The 16,580-nt window shown below is 72.4% G+C and carries 17 protein-coding genes and 1 tRNA gene; 9 read left to right on the top strand and 9 right to left on the bottom strand.

Features of this window, described 5'->3' with window-relative positions:
• Window positions 1-2 precede the first annotated feature (2 nt).
• Entirely contained in the window at window positions 3-1,025 is a 1,023-nt protein-coding gene (locus QFZ71_RS04415) for a phosphotransferase family protein (RefSeq protein WP_307666933.1), read from the bottom strand.
• 255 nt (window positions 1,026-1,280) lie between these two features.
• Between QFZ71_RS04415 and QFZ71_RS04410 the strand changes: the two genes are divergently transcribed.
• Complete coding sequence (locus QFZ71_RS04410) at window positions 1,281-2,216, top strand: NADP-dependent oxidoreductase (RefSeq protein WP_307666932.1); 936 nt, start codon at window positions 1,281-1,283, stop codon at window positions 2,214-2,216.
• A 99-nt stretch (window positions 2,217-2,315) separates the two neighbouring features.
• On the opposite strand, the gene QFZ71_RS04405 is transcribed toward QFZ71_RS04410, so the two are convergent.
• Genes QFZ71_RS04405 through QFZ71_RS04395 form a run of 3 tightly spaced genes read right to left on the bottom strand, consistent with a single transcriptional unit; the run spans window position 2,316 to window position 3,553 of the window.
• Complete coding sequence (locus QFZ71_RS04405; protein WP_307666931.1) at window positions 2,316-2,627, bottom strand: DUF202 domain-containing protein; 312 nt, start codon at window positions 2,625-2,627, stop codon at window positions 2,316-2,318.
• Entirely contained in the window at window positions 2,624-3,019 is a 396-nt protein-coding gene (locus tag QFZ71_RS04400) for a YidH family protein (protein WP_307666930.1), read from the bottom strand. Before QFZ71_RS04400 ends, QFZ71_RS04405 begins: the two co-directional genes overlap by 4 nt.
• A 24-nt stretch (window positions 3,020-3,043) precedes the next feature.
• A complete protein-coding gene (locus QFZ71_RS04395) occupies window positions 3,044-3,553 on the bottom strand; it encodes an NUDIX domain-containing protein (protein WP_307666929.1) in 510 nt (169 codons plus the stop codon).
• Between the two features lie 157 nt (window positions 3,554-3,710).
• Between QFZ71_RS04395 and QFZ71_RS04390 the strand changes: the two genes are divergently transcribed.
• Window positions 3,711-5,372: an FAD-binding dehydrogenase gene (locus QFZ71_RS04390; protein WP_307666928.1), complete on the top strand. Its 1,662-nt coding sequence runs from the start codon at window positions 3,711-3,713 to the stop codon at window positions 5,370-5,372.
• A gap of 150 nt (window positions 5,373-5,522) precedes the next feature.
• On the opposite strand, the gene QFZ71_RS04385 is transcribed toward QFZ71_RS04390, so the two are convergent.
• Entirely contained in the window at window positions 5,523-5,948 is a 426-nt protein-coding gene (locus QFZ71_RS04385; protein ID WP_307666927.1) for an ASCH domain-containing protein, read from the bottom strand.
• A gap of 237 nt (window positions 5,949-6,185) precedes the next feature.
• Between QFZ71_RS04385 and QFZ71_RS04380 the strand changes: the two genes are divergently transcribed.
• Together QFZ71_RS04380 and QFZ71_RS04375 are read left to right on the top strand one after the other, a co-directional pair.
• Window positions 6,186-7,154 (top strand): hypothetical protein, encoded by a 969-nt coding sequence (locus QFZ71_RS04380; protein WP_307666926.1) that lies wholly within the window; start codon window positions 6,186-6,188, stop codon window positions 7,152-7,154.
• 113 nt (window positions 7,155-7,267) lie between these two features.
• A complete protein-coding gene (locus QFZ71_RS04375) occupies window positions 7,268-8,839 on the top strand; it encodes an APC family permease (RefSeq protein ID WP_307666925.1) in 1,572 nt (523 codons plus the stop codon).
• A gap of 97 nt (window positions 8,840-8,936) precedes the next feature.
• Here QFZ71_RS04375 and QFZ71_RS04370 read toward each other — a convergent pair whose 3' ends face one another.
• Window positions 8,937-10,334 carry a GntP family permease gene (locus QFZ71_RS04370; RefSeq protein ID WP_307666924.1) on the bottom strand — a complete coding sequence of 466 codons (1,398 nt, stop codon included), beginning with the start codon at window positions 10,332-10,334 and terminating at the stop codon, window positions 8,937-8,939.
• 11 nt (window positions 10,335-10,345) lie between these two features.
• Complete coding sequence (locus QFZ71_RS04365; RefSeq protein ID WP_307666923.1) at window positions 10,346-10,855, bottom strand: gluconokinase; 510 nt, start codon at window positions 10,853-10,855, stop codon at window positions 10,346-10,348.
• Window positions 10,856-11,005: 150 nt separating this feature from the next.
• Between QFZ71_RS04365 and QFZ71_RS04360 the strand changes: the two genes are divergently transcribed.
• The 3 genes from QFZ71_RS04360 to QFZ71_RS04350 all read left to right on the top strand — a co-directional run bounded on the left by QFZ71_RS04360 (window position 11,006) and on the right by QFZ71_RS04350 (window position 13,490).
• On the top strand, window positions 11,006-11,707 hold the full coding sequence (locus QFZ71_RS04360) for a FadR/GntR family transcriptional regulator (protein ID WP_307666922.1): 702 nt from the start codon (window positions 11,006-11,008) through the stop codon (window positions 11,705-11,707).
• A gap of 68 nt (window positions 11,708-11,775) precedes the next feature.
• Window positions 11,776-12,861, top strand: coding sequence for an S-(hydroxymethyl)mycothiol dehydrogenase (locus QFZ71_RS04355; protein ID WP_307666921.1), 1,086 nt, complete (start codon window positions 11,776-11,778; stop codon window positions 12,859-12,861).
• Window positions 12,861-13,490 (top strand): MBL fold metallo-hydrolase, encoded by a 630-nt coding sequence (locus QFZ71_RS04350; RefSeq protein ID WP_307666920.1) that lies wholly within the window; start codon window positions 12,861-12,863, stop codon window positions 13,488-13,490. The genes QFZ71_RS04355 and QFZ71_RS04350 overlap by 1 nt, the downstream gene beginning before the upstream one ends.
• Window positions 13,491-13,502: 12 nt before the next feature.
• Here the strand turns inward: QFZ71_RS04350 and QFZ71_RS04345 are convergent, their stop codons facing one another.
• Both QFZ71_RS04345 and QFZ71_RS04340 read right to left on the bottom strand, forming a co-directional pair.
• Window positions 13,503-14,441, bottom strand: a complete 939-nt coding sequence (locus QFZ71_RS04345; protein ID WP_307666919.1) for an RluA family pseudouridine synthase — start codon at window positions 14,439-14,441, stop codon at window positions 13,503-13,505.
• Window positions 14,442-14,503: 62 nt separating this feature from the next.
• Window positions 14,504-14,591, bottom strand: a tRNA-Leu gene (locus QFZ71_RS04340).
• Window positions 14,592-14,774: 183 nt separating this feature from the next.
• Here QFZ71_RS04340 and QFZ71_RS04335 point away from each other — a divergent pair.
• Together QFZ71_RS04335 and chpH are read left to right on the top strand one after the other, a co-directional pair.
• Window positions 14,775-16,109, top strand: coding sequence for a M20/M25/M40 family metallo-hydrolase (locus QFZ71_RS04335; RefSeq protein ID WP_307666918.1), 1,335 nt, complete (start codon window positions 14,775-14,777; stop codon window positions 16,107-16,109).
• 153 nt (window positions 16,110-16,262) lie between these two features.
• Window positions 16,263-16,496, top strand: a complete 234-nt coding sequence (chpH, locus tag QFZ71_RS04330) for a chaplin ChpH (RefSeq protein ID WP_015607544.1) — start codon at window positions 16,263-16,265, stop codon at window positions 16,494-16,496.
• Window positions 16,497-16,580: the final 84 nt, after the last annotated feature.

The raw sequence follows: 16,580 nt of genomic DNA, 5'->3' as shown, positions 1-16,580 counted from the left end.
GGTCAGCCTTCCTGGAGGGTGGTGCGGCCGTGTTCGATGAAGACGGGGACGAGGTCGCCGATCCGGTCGAAGCCCGCGCCGACGGTCCGGCCGAGGGTGTAGCGGTAGTGGATGCCCTCCAGGATCACGGCGAGCTTGAACCACGCGAACGCGGTGTACCAGGAGAGGGCGGAGGTGTCACGGCCGGACCGGGCCGCGTAGCGCTCGATCAGCTCGGCGGGGGAGGGGTGGCCGGGGGCCCCGCTGGTGGTGGAGACGGGCGACTCCGGGAGGCCGAGCTCGGAGCTGTACATCACGAGCAGGCCGAGGTCGGTCAGCGGGTCGCCGAGCGTGGACATCTCCCAGTCGAGGACGGCCCTGATCCGGTCGTCGGGGCCGAGCAGCACGTTGTCCAGCCGGTAGTCGCCGTGGACGACGGTGGGCGCGGGGGAGGCGGGCAGCGCGCGGCCGAGGGCGGCGTGCAGCTCGTCGATGCCCGCCAGCTCGCGGTTGCGGGAGGCGTCCAGCTGCTTGCCCCACCGCCGCACCTGCCGGTCCAGGAAGCCCTCCGGCCGCCCGAAGTCCCCGAGTCCGACCGCGTCCGGTTCCACGGCGTGCAGGTCGACCAGGGTGTCGACGAGGCCGAGGACCGCCGCCCGGGTGCGCTCGGGGCCCAGGGGGGCGAGCTGGTCGGCGGTGCGGTACGGGGTGCCCTCGACGTACTCCATCACGTAGAACGGCGCGCCGAGCACCGTGTCGTCCTCGCAGAGCAGCAGCGGCTCCGGCACGGGCACGGCGGTGGGGTGCAGTCCGCTGATCACGCGGTACTCGCGTGCCATGTCGTGCGCGGTGGCCAGCACATGGCCGAGCGGCGGCCTGCGCACCACCCACTGCCCCGTCCCGTCGCCGACGACATACGTGAGGTTCGAGCGGCCGCCCTCGATCAGCCGTGCGTCGAGGGGCCCGCTCACCAGCCCCGGCCGCTCGCGGTCGAGATGGGCCCGCAGCGACTCCGGGTCGAGACCTGGCGGGGGGACTGGGCTCATGGTGCGTACCTCCGGGCGACGGGACGGGAACGGGACGGGAAGACGTGGTGGTGCGGGACGACGGGACGATCGGAGACCATGATGCCGACCAGTCGGTATGTCGTCCAGTGTCCTCCCGTGATCCGCCCTTTCCGAGGAGCGGCCGGGGTGCGCGAGGGAACCCCGCGCACCCCGGCGCGCGACGGGCGCCGCTCCGCCGTCCACCCGCGCCCGCCCTGAGTTGCGGCGACCCCGGCCCGCGCGGAAGGTCGGAGGATGAAGGCGATCAGCTACAGCGCGTACGGCTCCGCGGATGCCCTGGAGTACGGTGAGCGGCCCGACCCCACGGTGGGCCCCGACAGCGTCCTGGTGAAGGTGCGGGCCGCCGCCGTCAACCCGGTCGACTGGAAGGCCCGCGAGGGCTACCTCCGAGGGGCGCTCGACGCCGTCTTCCCGGTGATCCCCGGCTGGGACGTCTCCGGGGTCGTCGTGCAGCCGGGCGTCGCCGTGGACGAGTTCGCGGTGGGCGACGAGGTCATCGGCTACGTACGGGAGGACTTCCTCTCCCGCGGTACGTTCGCCCAGTACGTCGCCGCCCCCGTGCGCACCCTGGCCCGCAAGCCCCTGAGCCTGGGCTTCGAGGAGGCGGCCGGTCTGCCGCTGGCCGGCCTGACCGCGTACCAGGTGCTCCACCGGACCCTGAGGATCCGCGAGGGCGACACCGTCCTGGTCCACGCGGCGGCCGGCGGGGTCGGGTCGCTCGCCGTCCAGATCGCCCGGCATGCCGGCTGCCGGGTGGTCGGCACCGCGAGCCCCCGCAACCACGACCACCTCCGCAGCCTCGGCGCGGAGCCGGTGGCGTACGGCGAGGGCCTCGTCGAACGCCTGCGGGACCTGGTTCCCGAGGGCTTCGACGCCTCCTTCGACACGGTGGGCGGCGACGCCCTGCGGGCCTCCGCCGAGACCCTCGCCCCGGACGGCCGCCTCGCCTCCATCGCGGACGAGGAGGTCTTCTCCTACGGCGGCCGCTACGCCTTCGTGCGCCCCGACGCCAACGACCTCGCCCACGTCGCGGAGCTGGCGGAACGGGGCGTCGTCACCGTCCACGTGGACCGGGTGTTCCCGCTGGAGGAGGCCGCCGATGCGTACCGCCTCAACCAGGAGGGACGCACCCGCGGCAAGATCGTGGTGACGGTGGCCTGGGACGACTGAGGGCTCCGGCCGCGGCCGGAGCGTCCGCGCGTCCGCCCGGAAGCCCGGCTCCGGCCCGTCCGCGTGTCCGCCCGGAAGCCGGACCGCCCGGCGCCGTGCTCAGAACAGCATCGCCACCGCGAACGCCGCCAGCGCCACCACGCACAGCGTCGCCGTCAGTGCGCCGCGCGGCGCGAGCGGCTCGGGGCGCGCGGCCCCCAGCACCACCATCCGGCGGTGGGCGGCCAGCAGGAACCCCAGCCACGCCAGTGCGCTCAGCGCCACACCGGCCGGTGCGCCCGCGGTCGCCCCGCTGTGCAGGGCCTGCCGCGCCGCGAGCAGCACGACGACCGTGGCGGAGAGCGTCGTCCGCCGCCAGGCCAGCCGCGTCCGCTCGGGCTGCAGCCCGGGATCCCGGCCCGGTGCCGTCATCTGCCCTCCCAGCCGAAGAGGACCACCACCACCATCGCCACGGCCACGACGGCGACCACGAGGCTCAGCAGCGCCGGGAACCGGGACGCCGGCAGGTCCTCGCCCCGCCGCATCGCCCGCTCGCATCGCACCCAGTGGTCGACCGCCCGCAGCGCACAGAGCACCCCGGCGGCCAGCAGGCCGAGCGCCAGCCCGGCCCGGACGCCCCAGGCCAGGTCCGGCAGGAACTGGTCGACGGCGAACCCACCGCCGATCAGGGCCAGAGCCGTCCGGATCCAGGCGAGGAACGTCCGCTCGTTGGCCAGCGAGAACCGGTAGTCGGGGGTGTCCCCGTCCTCCCGGACCCGCTGCGGCGCGAACCACAGCCGTACGCTCTGCGCGATCTTGTTCACGCGGGAACCCTATGCCCGGCCGGATCAGGCGGACCGGAGCCCCCGCAGCCGCCGGTACGCCTCCACGCCGTCCGGCACCCAGGGCCACTCCCCGAGCCGCCGCTCCAGCTCCGCCTCGTCGAGGAACGCGTGCCAGGCGACCTCCTCCACCTGCGGGGAGACCGGCAGCTCGCAGCGCACCCGGTAGACGGCCGACCACCAGGTGTGCCCGCCGTCCGCGTAGAGGAACCGGAACAGCGGCTCCGGCCGGGGCAGCCCCGAGACCCCCAACTCCTCCTCCGCCTCCCGCAGCGCCGCCTCGTCGTACGACTCGCCCGCGCCCACGACACCGCCGACGAACATGTCGTAGTGCGAGGGGAAGACCAGCTTCGTGCCGGTGCGCCGGTGGACGAAGATCCTCCCCTCCGCGTCGCGCGCCTCGATGAACACGCAGCGGTGCCGCAGCCCCCGCGCGGTCGCCTCGCCGCGCGGAGCCTGCCCGACGACCACGTCGTTCTCGTCGACGATGTCCAGGATCTCGTCAGAGGGGTTCATGCGCTTCATCCAACAGCACCGGGCCGGACGGTTGACGTGGCCCCGGCGGGTACCCAAGATCTGACGCACGGGTAACGTGAATGTTTCGCCGACCGCGTGCGGCCGGTCGCCCCGCCCGTCCTGCCCCGCCCCGAGTCTCCCCGACAGGATGGAACCCATGGCGTACGACGCTGACGTGATCGTGATCGGGGCGGGACTCGCCGGGCTCGTGGCCACGGCCGAACTGGTCGACGCCGGCCGTTCCGTGATCCTCCTCGACCAGGAGCCCGAGCAGGCCGTCGGCGGCCAGGCGCACTGGTCCTTCGGCGGCCTCTTCCTCGTCGACTCGCCCGAACAGCGCCGGATGCGCATCAAGGACAGCCGCGAACTGGCCCTCCAGGACTGGTACGGCACGGCGGGCTTCGACCGCGAGGACGAGGACCGCTGGCCGAGGAAGTGGGCCGAGGCGTACGTCGACTTCGCCGCCGGCGAGAAGCGCTCCTGGCTGCACCAGCAGGGGTTGCGCCTCTTCCCCGTCGTCGGCTGGGCCGAACGCGGCGGTTACGACGCGACCGGCCACGGCAACTCCGTACCCCGCTTCCACATCACCTGGGGCACCGGCCCCGGCGTCGTCGCCCCCTTCGAACGGCGGGTCCGCGCGGGCGTCGCCAAGGGGCTCGTCCGGCTCGGGTTCCGCCACCGGGTCACCGGCCTCTCCCGCACCGCCGGGGCGCTCGACACGGTCACCGGGGAGATCCTGGAGCCCAGCGCGGCCGAACGCGGCACCGCGAGCAGCCGCGAGGTCGCCGGTGCCTTCGAGCTGAAGGCCCAGGCGGTGATCGTCACCTCCGGCGGCATCGGCGGCAACCACGACCTGGTCCGCGCCCAGTGGCCGAAGCGGCTGGGCACCCCGCCCGAGAAGATGCTCTCCGGTGTCCCGGCCCACGTGGACGGCCTGATGCTCGGCATCGCGGAGAAGGCGGGCGCGCACCACATCAACCGCGACCGGATGTGGCACTACACCGAGGGCATCGAGAACTGGAACCCGATCTGGGCCAAGCACGGCATCCGCATCCTGCCCGGCCCCTCCTCCCTCTGGCTGGACGCCCGCGGCAAGCGGCTGCCGGTCCCGCTCTTCCCCGGCTTCGACACGCTCGGCACCCTCGAACACATCATGGGCTCGGGCCACGGCTACACCTGGTTCGTGCTCAACCAGCGCATCATCGGCAAGGAGTTCGCCCTCTCCGGCTCCGAACAGAACCCGGACCTGACCGGCAAGTCGGTCCGCGACGTGATCGGCCGGGCCCGCGTGGACGTGCCCGCCCCGGTCAAGGCGTTCATGGACCACGGCGTCGACTTCGTCGTGGAGAAGGACCTCGGCGCGCTGGTGCGCGGCATGAACGCGGTCACCGGCGAGGGCCTCATCGACGAGGAGAGCCTGCGCCGCGAGATCACCGCCCGCGACCGCGAGATCGTCAACCCCTTCACCAAGGACCTCCAGGTCACCGCGATCAACGGGGCCCGCGCCTACCTGGGCGACCGCCTCATCCGGACCGTGAAGCCGCACCGCATCCTGGACCCGGCGGCGGGACCCCTGATCGCCGTCCGCCTCAACATCCTCACCCGCAAGTCCCTCGGCGGCCTGGAGACGGACCTGTCCTCGCGGGTCCTGACGGCGGACGGTGACCCGCTCCCCGGCCTGTACGCGGCGGGCGAGGCGGCGGGCTTCGGCGGCGGCGGCGTCCACGGTTACCGCTCCCTGGAGGGCACGTTCCTGGGCGGCTGCATCTTCTCCGGCCGGGCGGCGGGCCGGGCGGCGGCGGAGGCGGTGGCCTCCTAGGACCTCAGAGGCCGGGGGCCTCGGGGGTCGGGCCGACGCCCCGAACCCCACCGGCGGTCGAAAAGCGGGGCCCGCCCGGACCGCCGGCCAGGCGACGGCCCGCCTCGCGCCGCGCGGACACGCCGGAAACCGCTCCCCGACCTCACCCGGTCACACCAGCCGCTCGACCACCCGGAACCGCTCCGCGACGATCGGCGTCCCGTCGTCCACCGTGAACGACGGATCCCCCAGCGCCTCCCGCATCTCCTCGCCGTGCCAGAACCGTTCGTGCCCCGCCCGCCACTCGGCCACCGAGGCGTACCCCTCGCCCTCGTCCCGTACGTGTCGCAGGTCCACGGCCCCCAGCGGCAGCACCCGTACGTCCGTCACCTCGACCACCGCGACCTCCCGCCCGTCCGAGTCGATGAGCGCGGAGCGTTCGCCGACCGGCGGCAACTCCTCCTGCTCCAGCTCGTACTCGCACAGCAATCCGGTGGTGGACACTTTCTCGCCGGAGAGCACCGCTGCCACCAGACGGTCCCGCAGCGGTCCGGGGAAGGCGAGGAGGAAGGGCTTCAGGGGTTCGCGTGGCTCCATGCGATCAGTGTGGCACCCGGCGCGACCTCGGCCCGAACCCGATGCGTCCGCAGCGACCGCGCCCCGCCCGCTCCGCCCGCCCGCTGTGCCGACATCCCGCGCCGTTCGACCGGAACCAGCCAACTCGCCTACATGTATGAGCGGTTGATGGCAGGCCCCTCTTGACGCGTACCGTGGCGCCCCGCTTTGCTGTGCGCGATCATCCGCTCGCACACCGCATCGAAAGAAGCCCGCGGCATGCCCCCGCCCCCGCCGCCTCCGCCGCCCCCGGGCCGCTCCCGCCGCTCGGGCCACGTCTTCGACCCGGCCCTGGACGACGACGAACTCATCGCCGCGCGCGGCTGGTTCGCCCGCGGCAGATGGTCCGAGGCCCGCACCCTGCTGGTGGGCACCGGGCGGGACTGGGACCGCCGTGCGCACCGCCTGCTGGCCCTCGCCGAGATCGCGTCCGCCGTGGACTGGGCGGGCGACTGGCTGCTCGTCGAGCCCGAGAGCGCCGACGCTGCCGTCCTCCTCGGCTGCGCCCGCGTCGTGCGCGCGTTGCGGCCCAAGGCCAGGGCGCACGACGCCGCCCGCGCCCGGGAAGCGTGCCTGGCCGCCGCCCGGCTCGCCCCCGACGACCCCACCCCCTGGCTCGCGCTGCTTCTCCTGGACCGGGGGCGCGCCGACGGCGCGAACGAGACCGGCAGGCTCTTCGAGGAGGTCCGCTCCCGTCATCCGGACCACCACCACGCCCACCACGTGATGACCGCTCTGCTGGCCGAGAGCAGTCCCGAGAGCGGCCACGACCCGCTCCACGAGGTGTACGACTTCGCCGCCTGGGCCGCCGAACTGGCACCCGCCGACTCGCCGTTGGCCGTACTCCCGGTGGTCGCCCACGCCGAGCGCCACCGCGTCCTGGTCGCCGCGGGCATCGAGCCCGCCGACCCGGCGGCCTCCGCGCACTGGTCCGGCCGCCGGGCCCGCCAGGTGATGAAGGCCGCCTTCGACTGGTGGCTGGAATGGGAGCGCGACGACCACCCCCGCCATCGCATCGACCTGAACTTCCTGGCGCACGCCAAGGTCTGCGAGGGCCGCCCCGCCGAAGCCGCCGCCCTCTTCCACCGCATCGGCGACCACGCCACCGCCGCGCCCTGGTCGTACTCCGGCGGCGAACCCCACGCGGCGTTCACCGCCGCGCGCGCCTACGCGCTCGGCACCCCCTGAACCGCTCCGCGCCCCGAACCGCCGCACCCCGCGACACGGCTCCCGGCGCCCGCGCGGCACGAAGAGCACACCACTCCACCGGCTCCACCGCGAAGAAAGGGACCCATTCCGTCATGTCGACCGGCAGTTCATTTTCCAGCGAGACCGCGACCTCCGGGAGGGCGGCCGGCACCGGGGGGATCAACACCTACAAGGGCGAGGAACGCGCGCTGCGGGCGAACCGGCTCGGCACCCCCGGCCTCCTGCTGTCGGTGGTCGCCGCCAGCGCCCCGCTGATGGTGGTCGCCGGGGTGATGCCCACGGTCTTCGGCGTGATGGGCATCGTCGGGCAGCCGCTGCTCTACCTCATCCTGGGCGCCGTCCTGATGCTGTTCGGCGCCGGTTACGCGGAGATGAGCCGGCACGTCCACAACGCGGGAGCGTTCTACGCGTACATCGCGCGGGGACTCGGCCCCACCGCCGGCGCCGGGGCCTCGCTCGTGGCGCTGGTGGCGTACAGCGCGATGCAGGTCGGCATCTACGGCATCCTCGGCTTCGAGGTCTCGGGCATCTTCGCCACCTACCTCGACATCGAGCTGGTGTGGTGGGTCCCGGCCCTGGTCTCGGCGGCCGTCGTCGCCGTCCTGGGCTGGCTGAAGATCGACCTCAACGCCAAGGTGCTCGGCGTCCTGCTGGTCATCGAGTGCGCCCTCGTGGTGATCTTCGACATCGCCGCCGTGAGCGAGCCGGGCCCCGAGGGGCTGTCGCTGCACGCCTTCGACCCCGACACCCTCGTCGGCGCCGGACTCGGCACCGCCCTCTGCTTCTGCGTCGCCGCGTTCGTCGGCTTCGAGCAGGCCCCGGTGTACGCGGAGGAGACCAGCCGGCCGCAGGTCGTCGTGTCGCGGGTGATGTTCCTCGCGGTCGGCTACGCGGCGCTGTTCCTCGCGGTCAGCTCCTGGGCGCTCACCGTGGCCGCCGGGCCCGGCTCCATCGCCGGCACCGCCCTCGAACAGGGCCCCGGCATGCTGTTCGGCCTCACCGAGGAGCGGCTCGGCTCCACCTTCACCGACGTACTGCACATCCTCTTCGTCACCGGCATGTTCGCGGCGCTCCTCAGCTTCCACAACGTGGTGGCCCGCTACGCGTTCGCCATGGGCCGCGAGGGTCTGCTGCCCGCCCGCTTCGGCCGCACCAACCGGGCGAGCGGCGCCCCCGGAACCGGTTCGCTGCTCCAGAGCGCGGTCTCCGTGGTGGTCATCCTGGCGTTCGCGGCCGCCGACGACCGACCGGTCGGCGACCCCACCGTCCCCGTCCTGCGGCTGTTCACCTGGATGGGCAACGTCGGCGCGCTCGGCGTCATCCTGCTGATGGCCGCCGCCTCCTTCGCCGTCATCGCCTTCTTCGTCAAGCGCGGTGCGGGCCGCGCCCAGGCCCCGCGCCTGGCCGCCTCCGCCCTCGCCGGACTGGCGCTGCTGTCGATCGCCGTCCTCACCGTCCGCGACTTCGACGTCCTCGTCGGCTCGGGCCCCGGCTCGGCCCTCACCTGGCTGCTGCCCGGTGTGATCGCCCTCGCCCTCGTCGGCGGTCTGGTGCACGGAGCCGTGCTGCGCTCGGTCCGGCCCGAGGCGCACGCCCGCATCGGCCTCGGCAACGAGGCGTTCCAGCTGGAGAAGGCGGCCGGGAACGAGACCGTCCGCCGCTGACGCCCCTACGGCCCGCCCGCACGTACGGCGTCCCCGGACGCGGGCGCCCGTCCCGGACGGTTCCGGGACGGGCGCACCTGAACGCGTACGGACCGCGCTACAGCAGCAACGACAGCAGCAGGATGAACGCCATCGCCACCACGGAGATGATCGTCTCCATCACGGACCAGGTCTTCACCGTCTGGCCGACGTCCATGCCGAAGTACTCCTTCACCAGCCAGAACCCGGCGTCGTTCACATGGCTGAAGAAGAGCGAGCCGGCGCCGACCGCCAGCACCAGCAGAGCCGCGTGCGAGGTCGACATGTCGGCGGCCAGCGGGGCGACCAGACCGGCGGCCGAGATGGTGGCGACGGTGGCCGAGCCGGTGGCGAGGCGGATGGCGACGGCGATCAGCCAGCCGAGCAGCAGAGCGGGGATCGACCAGTTCTCGGAGAAGTCCAGGATCATCCGGCCCACCCCGGCGTCGATCAGCGTCTGCTTGAAGCCGCCGCCCGCGCCGACGATCAGCAGGATGCCGGCGATCGGGGCGAGGGACTTCTCCACGGTGCCGGCGATCCGGTCCTTGGTGAACCCGGCGGCCCGGCCGAGCGTGAACATCCCGACCAGGACGGCCGCGAGCAGGGCGATCAGCGGCGAGCCGACGACCATGGTGACCTTCTGGAGGCCGTTCTCCGGGTTGTCGACCACGATCTCGACGAGAGCGTTCAGGAGCATCAGGACGACCGGCAGCAGGATGGTCGCCAGGGTCGCGCCGAAGCTCGGGCGGCGGTCCAGCTCCTCGGAGGGCCGCTGCGGGATCATGTTCTCCGGCGGCTCGATGTCCACCCAGCGCGCGGCGTAACGGGAGAAGACCGGGCCGGCGATGATCACCGTCGGTATGGCGACCAGCACGCCGAGCGCCAGTGTCACGCCCAGGTTGGCGTCCAGGGCGTCGATCGCGACCAGCGGGCCGGGGTGCGGCGGGATCAGCCCGTGCATCACCGAGAGTCCGGCCAGTGCGGGGATGCCGATCCGCATCAGGGAGTAGTTGCCGCGCTTGGCGACGAGCAGCACGACGGGGATCATCAGCACGATCCCGACCTCGAAGAACAGCGGCAGGCCGATGATCGAGGCGATCAGCACCATCGCCCAGGGCATCGCCCGGCCGCTCGCCTTCGCCAGGATGGTGTCCACGACCTGGTCGGCGCCGCCCGAGTCCGCGAGCAGCTTGCCGAGGATCGCGCCGAGCGCGATGAGGACGCCCACGCCCGACACGGTGGAGCCGAGGCCCGCGGTGAAGCTGAGGATCGTGTCCGCCGGGGCCGCGCCCGCGAAGGAGCCGAGCGCCAGCGATCCGATGGTCAGCGCCAGGAAGGCGTGCATCTTGAGCTTGGTGATCAGGAGAACGATGACGGCGATGCCCGCCAGGACGGCGATGCCCAACTGAGCGTTGCCTGCCGAGGTGATCGGTTCGGCGGCGTCCGCTGCCAGCATCTCGACGCTGAGACTGGTCACGGTGAAGGTCCTTAACTGTCGAGCCGGCGCAGTGCCGCGACGGCTCGCTGGGTGATTTCCGTAGGGGTGCCGGACACGTCGACGCTCACCCCGGCCTCGTCGGCCTGGAGCGGCTGGAGCGTCGCGAACTGCGAGTCGAGCAGTGCGGTGGGCATGAAGTGGCCCTTGCGGTCCGCCATCCGCTCCGCGATCAGCTCCCGGTCACCGGTCAGGTGCAGGAAGACGGCGCCGGGCGCCCCCTCCCGCAGCCGGTCCCGGTAGGCCCGCTTGAGTGCGGAGCTGGAGACGACCCCGCCGAGTCCGGCACGCCCGTGCGCCCACTCACCGATGGCGTCCAGCCAGGGCCACCGGTCGTCGTCGTCCAGGGGGGTGCCGGCCGACATCTTGGCGATGTTCGCCGGGGGATGGAAGTCATCGCCCTCGGCGTACGGAACGCCGAGTTCGGCGGCGAGCAGGGGACCGATCGTGGTCTTGCCGGTTCCTGCTACGCCCATCACCACGACGACGTGGGGGGTGCTCATGGGGGGTGCCGTGTTCATGGGGGTGTCTCGCTGTCTTCTTCGACATCGGTCCGTCGCGCTACTGAAACCTATTAGGTACGACTTATTCAAGGGTCTGTGACGCAAACGTCGTACTTGTTGTTCCCAGAGGTCGCCCCTTAGGCTTGCCCCATGACCACACAGAGCCAGGGGCTGCATACCCATGTGCTGGACACCCTGGGTCTGGAGATCTCCTCCGGCCAGTGCCCGCCGGGCAGCGTCCTGCGCACCGACGAGCTGGCCCAGCGCTTCGACGTCTCCCGTACGGTCGTCCGCGAAGTGGTCCGGGTCCTGGAGTCGATGCACCTGGTCGAATCGCGCCGCCGCGTCGGCGTGACCGTCCGCCCCACCGAGGCGTGGAACGTGTACGACCCCCAGGTCATCCGCTGGCGCCTCGCCGGAGCCGACCGCCCGCGCCAGCTCCGCTCCCTCACCGTGCTGCGCTCCGCGATCGAACCGGTGGCCGCCTCCCTCGCCGCCCGCCACGCCACCGCCGAGCAGTGCGCCGAGCTGACCGAGCGCGCCCTCGGCATGGTCGCCACCTCGCGCGGTCAGCAGCTGGAGGGCTACCTCGAACACGACATCGCCTTCCACCGGATCGTCCTCAACGCCTCCGGCAACGAGATGTTCGCCCGCCTCGGGGACGTCGTGGCCGAGGTCCTGGCGGGCCGCACCCACCACCAGGTGATGTTCGAGGACCCCGACCCGGCCGCCGTCACCCTCCACGTACGGCTGGCCGAAGCGGTCCGCGAGGGCGACGCCGGGGCCGCCGAGCGGATCACCAAGGAGATCGCGGTGGGCGCCCTGCACGAACTGGACGTGCTCGCTCCGTAGCGGGTGCCCCACGGCGTACGGTGGTCCGCGATCGATCTTCGCGCAGCGCGGGAGCAGGGAGCAGGGTTATGGCACAGCAGGTGCAGGCGGTCATCGCACCGGGGAAGAACGAGCCGGTCAGGGTCGAGACGATCGTGATCCCGGACCCCGGGCCCGGCGAGGCCGTCGTGAAGATCCAGGCGTGCGGCGTCTGCCACACCGACCTCCACTACAAGCAGGGCGGCATCAACGACGCGTTCCCCTTCCTCCTCGGCCACGAGGCGGCGGGCGTCGTGGAATCGGTGGGCGAGGGCGTCACGGACGTCGCCCCCGGCGACTTCGTCGTCCTCAACTGGCGTGCCGTGTGCGGCCAGTGCCGTGCCTGTCTGCGCGGCCGCCCCTGGTACTGCTTCGACACCCACAACGCCAAGCAGAAGATGACCCTGCTGGACGGCACGGAACTGTCGCCCGCCCTCGGTATCGGCGCCTTCGCGGAGAAGACCCTCGTCGCCTCCGGCCAGTGCACCAAGGTCGATCCCGAGGTCGCCCCGGAGGTCGCCGGTCTGCTCGGCTGCGGCGTCATGGCGGGCATCGGCGCCGCCATCAACACCGGCCAGGTCGGCCGCGGCGACTCCGTCGCCGTCATCGGCTGCGGCGGCGTCGGCGACGCGGCGATCGCCGGGGCCCGGCTGGCCGGAGCGGCGAAGATCATCGCGGTCGACATCGACGACCGCAAGCTGGAGACGGCGAAGAAGATGGGCGCCACCCACACCGTCAACTCCCGCTCCACCGACCCCGTCGAGGCGATCCGCGCCCTCACCGACGGCAACGGCGCCGACGTCGTCATCGAGGCCGTCGGCCGCCCCGAGACGTACGAACAGGCCTTCTACGCCCGCGACCTCGCCGGAACGGTCGTCCTCGTCGGCGTCCCCACCCCGGACATGAAGCTCGAACTGCCGCTCCTGGACGTCTTCGGCCGCGGCGGCTCCCTCAAGTCCTCCTGGTACGGCGACTGCCTGCCCTCCCGCGACTTCCCGATGCTCGTCGACCTGCACCAGCAGGGCCGCCTCGACCTCGCGGCCTTCGTCACCGAGACCATCGGCATCGGCGACGTCGAGCAGGCGTTCGCCCGGATGCACGACGGCGACGTCCTGCGTTCGGTGGTGGTCTTCTGATGGCCGCCCGCATCGACCACCTGGTCACCTCCGGCACCTTCGCCCTCGACGGCGGCGAGTGGGAGGTCGACAACAACGTCTGGATCGTCGGCGACGACAGCGAGGCGATCGTCATCGACGCCGCCCACGACGCCGCCGCCATCGAGGCCGCGCTCGGCGGCCGTACCCTGCGCGCCATCGTCTGCACCCACGCGCACAACGACCACATCGACGCCGCGCCCGCCCTCGCGGAGGCCACCGGCGCCCCGGTCCTGCTCCACCCGGACGACCTGCCGCTCTGGCTGGCGACCCACCCGGAGCGCGCCCCCGACGGCACGCTCACGGACGGCCAGGAGCTGACCGTGGCCGGCACCACCCTCACGGTCCTGCACACGCCGGGCCACGCCCCCGGCGCCGTCTGCCTGTACGCCCCCGAGCTGGGAACCGTCTTCACCGGCGACACCCTCTTCCAGGGCGGCCCCGGCGCCACCGGCCGGTCGTTCTCGTCCTTCCCGACGATCATCGACTCGATCCGGGACCGGCTGCTCACGCTGCCCGGCGACACGGCCGTGCGCACCGGCCACGGCGACCCCACCACCATCGGCGCGGAGGCCCCGCAGCTCGGCGAGTGGATCGAGCGCGGCCACTGAGAGCCGCCCGCCTCACCCCTCCGGCCAGGCGGAGAGCCGCAGCCCGCTCATGAAGCGGCGCGGCTCCCCGCCGACCGGATCGGTGAACTCCAGCACCCGCGCCAGCAGCTGCAACGGCCGCGAGAAGTCGTCCGCGGCCCCCTCCGCCTCCACCACCGGATACAGCGGGTCGTGGAGGATCGGCAGCCCCAGCGCGTTCATGTGGACCCGCAGCTGATGCGTCCGCCCCGTCGTGGGCAGCAGCCGGTAGCGTCCGACCCCGCCCCGCCGCTCCACCAGCTCCACCCGGCTCTCGCTGTTCGGTTCGCCCGGCTCCTCGCGCGCCGTCAGCACCCCGCGCTCCTTGACGATCCGGCTGCGTACGGTCCGGGGGAGCGCCACCGAGGGGTCGTACGGGGCCACCGCCTCGTACTCCTTGCACACCCGCCGGTCCCGGAACAGCGTCTGGTACGCGCCCCGGTCCTCCGGCCGCACCACGCACAGCAGGAGCCCCGCGGTCAGCCGGTCCAGCCGGTGCGCGGGCTGCAACGCCGGCAGGTCCAGCTCCCGCCGCAGCCGGGCCACCGCCGTCTCGGTGATGTGCCGCCCCCGGGGCATCGTCGCCAGGAAGTGCGGCTTGTCGACGACCACGATCCGCTCGTCCCGGTACACCACGCCGACCGGGAACGGCACCGGCTCCTCGGGCGCGAAGTCCCGGTGGAACCAGAGGCACCGCCCGGCGGTGTACGGCTCCGCGTCCCGCACGGCCGCCCCGTCCGCCCCCACGAACCGCCCGGCCTCCAGCATCCCGGCCACCCGCGCGGCCCCGACCGCCCCGCCGAACCGCCCGACCAGATACTCCCCGACGGTGGCCGGAAAGCTCCCCGGATCCTCCGGCAACCGCACCCGCACCGCGTCGATCCCGTCCCGCTGGGGAAGCGGCCCGCCGGACGACCTCCTGCGACCCCTCACCGCCGCCCCTCTCCATGACCGTCCGACAACGCGAAGGAGCCCCACCGAAGTGGGGCTCCTGCTGGTGTCCGAGGGGGGACTTGAACCCCCACGCCCGATAAAGGGCACTAGCACCTCAAGCTAGCGCGTCTGCCATTCCGCCACCCGGACAAGGTGTCTGTCTCGCGGGCCGTGCCCGTTCCGACGTGGAAAACCATAGCAAACATTCGAGGGTGCTCGATCACGCCCCGGTTGCTGTGAACGGTGCGTGACGGGGGGTGTGCGCCCTTGGGTGTACGCCGTGGGCGCGGGAGGATGAGGAGGAGCACCACAGCGACAGCGGAGGGAACCAGCGTGAGCGAGAGCAGCACGGGCCGGACCGGGACGGGCGGCAACGCCGAGCAGGAGGTCGTCGACCTCTGTCGTGACCTGATCCGGATCGACACCAGCAACTACGGCGACCACTCGGGGCCCGGTGAGCGGCTCGCGGCCGAGTACGTGGCGGAGAAGCTCGCGGAGGTCGGTCTGGAGCCGCAGATCTTCGAGTCGCACAAGGGGCGGGCCTCCACCGTCGCCCGGATCGAGGGTGAGGACCCCTCGCGCCCGGCGCTCCTCATCCACGGGCACACCGACGTCGTCCCGGCCAACGCGGCGGACTGGACGCACGACCCGTTCTCCGGGGAGATCGCGGACGGCTGCGTCTGGGGCCGGGGCGCGGTCGACATGAAGGACATGGACGCGATGACCCTCGCGGTCGTACGGGAGAGGATGCGCACCGGCCGCAAGCCCCCGCGCGACATCGTGCTGGCCTTCCTCGCGGACGAGGAGGCGGGCGGCACGTACGGGGCCCGCTATCTCGTGGACCACCACCCCGGACTCTTCGAGGGCGTCACCGAGGCGATCAGCGAGGTGGGCGGCTTCTCCTTCACCGTCGACGAGAACCTGCGGCTGTATCTGGTGGAGACGGCCCAGAAGGGCATGCACTGGATGAAGCTGACCGTGGACGGCACCGCCGGACACGGCTCGATGATCCACAAGGACAACGCCATCACCGAGCTGTCCGAGGCGGTCGGGCGGCTGGGCCGGCACAAGTTCCCGGTGCGGGTCACCAAGACGCTGCGGCACTTCCTGGACGAGCTCTCGGACGCGCTGGGCACCGAGCTGGACCCGGAGAACATGGACGAGACGCTCGCCAAGCTGGGCGGCATCGCCAAGCTCATCGGCGCCTCCCTCCAGAACACCGCCAACCCCACCCAGCTCGGCGCGGGCTACAAGGTCAACGTCATTCCGGGCCAGGCGACGGCACACGTGGACGGCCGGTACCTGCCGGGGTACGAGGAGGAGTTCCTGGCCGACCTGGACCGCATCCTCGGGCCCAACGTCCGGCGCGAGGACGTGCACGCGGACAAGGCCCTGGAGACCACGTTCGACGGCGCCCTGGTCGACGCCATGCAGACCGCGCTGGTCGCGGAGGACCCGATCGCCCGTGCCGTGCCGTACATGCTCTCGGCCGGCACCGACGCCAAGTCCTTCGACGACCTGGGCATCCGGGGCTTCGGCTTCGCCCCGCTGAAGCTGCCGCCGGAGCTGGACTTCGCCGGGATGTTCCACGGGGTGGACGAGCGGGTCCCGGTCGACGGGCTCCAGTTCGGCGTGCGGGTGCTCGACCGGTTCATCGACCACTCCTGACCGCCCGGTGACCGATGCGCCCTTGATTCGTCCACCTGTGCGGAGATGTCCGAACGAGTGAAACGAGCCGTTCACACGTAGCCCCGCCACACCCTCCTCGTTACATGGTGTGCGGTCCGCGGCTGGGACCGCGCTTTCCAACTAGGAGGAATCATGATCAAGAAGGTCGTCGCAGTTGCGGCTGCTACCGGTGGCCTCGTTCTCGCGGGTGCGGGCATGGCTTCCGCCGACGCGGGCGCCCAGGGTGCGGCCATCGGCAGCCCCGGCGTGCTCTCCGGCAACGTCGTCCAGGTCCCGGTCCACGTGCCGATCAACCTGTGCGGCAACACGGTCTCCGTGATCGGTCTGCTGAACCCCGCCTTCGGCAACACCTGCGTCAACGCCTGACGTTGAACGTCAACCCGTAAGGGTTTGAGCTCGACCGGTCCCGGAGTGCACTCCATGCACTCCGGGACTGTTCGGCATTCGGCT

The organism is Streptomyces sp. V2I9 (assembly GCF_030817475.1).
In the GTDB taxonomy this organism is placed as follows: domain Bacteria; phylum Actinomycetota; class Actinomycetes; order Streptomycetales; family Streptomycetaceae; genus Streptomyces.
This window is presented reverse-complemented; position numbering and strand designations above follow the sequence as displayed.

Bases quoted from the DNA above. Each gene is read 5' to 3' on its own strand.
- QFZ71_RS04415 (WP_307666933.1), bottom strand. From the start codon at position 1,025: ATGAGCCCAGTCCCCCCGCCAGGTCTCGACCCGGAGTCGCTGCGGGCC.
- QFZ71_RS04410 (WP_307666932.1), top strand. From the start codon at position 1,281: ATGAAGGCGATCAGCTACAGCGCGTACGGCTCCGCGGATGCCCTGGAG.
- QFZ71_RS04405 (WP_307666931.1), bottom strand. From the start codon at position 2,627: ATGACGGCACCGGGCCGGGATCCCGGGCTGCAGCCCGAGCGGACGCGG.
- QFZ71_RS04395 (WP_307666929.1), bottom strand. From the start codon at position 3,553: ATGAACCCCTCTGACGAGATCCTGGACATCGTCGACGAGAACGACGTG.
- QFZ71_RS04390 (WP_307666928.1), top strand. From the start codon at position 3,711: ATGGCGTACGACGCTGACGTGATCGTGATCGGGGCGGGACTCGCCGGG.
- QFZ71_RS04385 (WP_307666927.1), bottom strand. From the start codon at position 5,948: ATGGAGCCACGCGAACCCCTGAAGCCCTTCCTCCTCGCCTTCCCCGGA.
- QFZ71_RS04380 (WP_307666926.1), top strand. From the start codon at position 6,186: ATGCCCCCGCCCCCGCCGCCTCCGCCGCCCCCGGGCCGCTCCCGCCGC.
- QFZ71_RS04375 (WP_307666925.1), top strand. From the start codon at position 7,268: ATGTCGACCGGCAGTTCATTTTCCAGCGAGACCGCGACCTCCGGGAGG.
- QFZ71_RS04365 (WP_307666923.1), bottom strand. From the start codon at position 10,855: ATGAGCACCCCCCACGTCGTCGTGGTGATGGGCGTAGCAGGAACCGGC.
- QFZ71_RS04360 (WP_307666922.1), top strand. From the start codon at position 11,006: ATGACCACACAGAGCCAGGGGCTGCATACCCATGTGCTGGACACCCTG.
- QFZ71_RS04355 (WP_307666921.1), top strand. From the start codon at position 11,776: ATGGCACAGCAGGTGCAGGCGGTCATCGCACCGGGGAAGAACGAGCCG.
- QFZ71_RS04350 (WP_307666920.1), top strand. From the start codon at position 12,861: ATGGCCGCCCGCATCGACCACCTGGTCACCTCCGGCACCTTCGCCCTC.
- chpH (WP_015607544.1), top strand. From the start codon at position 16,263: ATGATCAAGAAGGTCGTCGCAGTTGCGGCTGCTACCGGTGGCCTCGTT.